The organism is Methylobacterium sp. WL7 (assembly GCF_008040085.1).
Taxonomy (GTDB): Bacteria; Pseudomonadota; Alphaproteobacteria; order Rhizobiales; family Beijerinckiaceae; genus Methylobacterium; species Methylobacterium mesophilicum.
In genome coordinates this window covers 1-2558 of record NZ_VRVG01000271.1, presented here as the reverse complement: position 1 = coordinate 2558, position 2558 = coordinate 1, and the positions used below count along the sequence as shown (strand labels likewise).

General features: G+C 71.0%; 3 protein-coding genes. All 3 read left to right on the top strand.

The window, feature by feature from the left end; genetic code table 11:
• The first annotated feature begins 32 nt into the window (after positions 1-32).
• The 3 genes from FV233_RS29065 (at position 33) to FV233_RS29055 (ending at position 2555) form a co-directional block, all read left to right on the top strand.
• The gene (locus tag FV233_RS29065; RefSeq protein ID WP_147899603.1) at positions 33-398 is read left to right on the top strand and encodes a response regulator; all 366 of its coding nucleotides are present in this window, start codon (positions 33-35) and stop codon (positions 396-398) included.
• A 537-nt stretch (positions 399-935) separates the two neighbouring features.
• Positions 936-2027: a PAS domain S-box protein gene (locus FV233_RS29060; RefSeq protein WP_187277920.1), complete on the top strand. Its 1092-nt coding sequence runs from the start codon at positions 936-938 to the stop codon at positions 2025-2027.
• Between the two features lie 96 nt (positions 2028-2123).
• A complete protein-coding gene (locus tag FV233_RS29055; RefSeq protein WP_147899602.1) occupies positions 2124-2555 on the top strand; it encodes a SufE family protein in 432 nt (143 codons plus the stop codon).
• Positions 2556-2558 lie beyond the last annotated feature (3 nt).

The following is a 2558-nucleotide window of genomic DNA, read 5'->3' as shown; positions in this document are numbered from 1 at the left end:
CCCGCTCTCTGATCCCAGGACCGCGCCCCACCATGGCCACCGTTCTCGCCGTCGACGATTCGCCCAGCATCCGGCAGATGATCAAGATCGTGCTGAGCCCCGCCGGCCACACGGTGGTCGAGGCCGCGGACGGCGCAGAGGGTCTCGCCAAGGCGAAGGCCGGGGCGATCGACCTGGTGATCACCGACCTCAACATGCCGGTGATGAACGGCATCGAGATGATCCGCCAGCTGCGCACCGTGCCGGCCTGCGCGGGCGTGCCGATCCTGTTCCTGAGCACGGAATCGGACGAGTCGGTGAAGCAGCAGGCGAAGTCCGCCGGCGCCACCGGGTGGATCACCAAGCCGTTCAAGCCGGAGCAGCTCCTGGCGGTGGTCTCGAAGCTGGTCCGGGCCTGAGCCGCGCCCGCGCCCCGTGTGGGCGAAGATGCGCACAGATCGGCCCTCATAGGGCGCGACGAACCCCCTCTCCCGTTCGGGCTGGCGGATTCACAGATCGGTCTGGGCAACACGGTCGCAGGATCAGGCGCGGGTCCCCTCTCCCGCACGGGAGAGGGAGCCGGTCGCGCTCCGTCCCGAGCGGCGGTGTCCGATGCAGATCCGGGAACATCGTAGCGCACGGGAGAGGGGATCCGCGGCTCGGCCGTTAAGGCGTGGATCGGCCGGCCCGCGCGTGAGCGGGGGCGCGCTGCGGCCTGCACGAACGATGCACACCACATCCCGTGTCGACGGCAGCGCGGCCGGACAAGGAACGTGCGTGCAGCCCCCCAAAAAGCCCCCGCCCCCCGCCGCGTGCGGGAATCCACAGGTCCGTGTGGATGACGGCGGCAGCGGCAACGTGGGATCGGAACGGGGACCCGACCGGCACGTTGACCGGCGCAATCACGAACCAATCACGGCGTCTCACACAGTTCGACACAGCGGGTCGGGTACAGAATGGGCGGTCAGCCACCAGGGTCCGGAATGGCTGCGCCGCCGGCGGCGGACCAGGCGGGAGATCCTTCGCACGGGGCTGCGGTGACGGGCAGCGTCGCGTTGAGCGACAGCTTCCGGCGGTTCGCCGACGTGGTGCCGCTGATGCTGTGGCGCTCGGACGAGAACGGCCACGCGGTGCACCACAACGAGTGCTGGCTGGACTTCACCGGCCGGCCCCTCGAGGAGGAGCTGAGCGTTGGCTGGCGCAGCGGCCTGCACCCGGAAGATTTCGAGCGCCACGCCCAGATCGTCTCGGAGGCCTTCGCGGCGCGCTCGCCGTTCACGGTGGAATTCCGGCTGCGGCGGCACGACGGCGTCTACCGCTGGCTGCTCGACACCGCCCGCCCGCTGGTGGAGGACGGGCGCTTCCAGGGCTATCTCGGCTCCTGCTTCGACATCACCGACCGCAAGCATGCGGAAGAGCATATCGAGCAGGCGCTCGCCGAGAAGGAGGCGCTGCTCGCCGAGGTCTACCACCGGGTTCGCAACAACCTGCAGGTGATGGTCAGCCTGATCGGCCTGTACGGGCGGGCCGCCCCGGAACCGTGCCGCGGCAGCTTCGAGGCGCTGGGCCAGCGGGTGCGGGCGATCGCCCTGGTGCAGCAGCACCTGCACGAGGCGCCCCACATCGCGTCGATCGACCTGCACGACTACCTGCACCGCCTGGCCTCGGGCCTCGGGCAGCTGCGCCGGGCCGGACGGATCGGCGTGCAGGTCGGCGGCTCCGGCACCGGGCTGGTCGAACCGCGCACCGCCAACGCGCTCGGCATGATCGTCGCCGAGATCGTGGCCGAGTGCCTGGACGCCACCGCCGAGCACGTCGCCTGCTCGATCGCCATCGAGATCGAGCGCGCGGAGGGGCAGCCGCTGCGCGTCTCGATCGTCTCCGGGGTCAGCGAGATGGCCGCCACCGGACGGTCCAACATCCCCAAGCTCGGGCCGCGCCTGATCGCGGCCTACGCGGCCCAGGCCGAGATCCAGGTCGCGGGCGATGCCAGCACGGCCACGCCCCTGATGCTGACCCTGCCGCCGACGCAGCCGCCGGAGACCTGATCCCCGGCGCCGCGCCCCCTGGCGGATCGCGCGGGAGTCGCCAGATCTCCCCCAGCGCCGTATAGCGGCCCCGCCCAAGTCCGGATCCGGTCCACCATGGTTCCCCCGATCGACACCATCGTCGAGAATTTCGCGTTCATCGACGATTGGGAAGAGCGCTACCGCTACCTGATCGAACTCGGCCGCGCCCTGCCGCCGCCGGACCCGGCGCTGCACGCCGAGGCCAACAAGGTCCAGGGCTGCGCCAGCCAGGTCTGGATCGACCTCGACGTCGACCGCTCGGAGTCCGAGCCGCGCCTGCGCATGCGCGGCGACAGCGACGCCCACATCGTGCGCGGCCTCGTGGCGCTGATGATCGCGCTGTTCGACGGAAAGCCCCTGCGCGAGGCCGCCGAGACCGACGCCTTCGCGCTCTACACCAAGCTGGGCCTGGGCGAGCACCTGACCCCGCAGCGCTCCAACGGCGTCCGCGCCATGGCCGACCGGGTCCACCGGGATTCGGTGCGGTTTTTGGGGGCCGAGGGGTAGGGT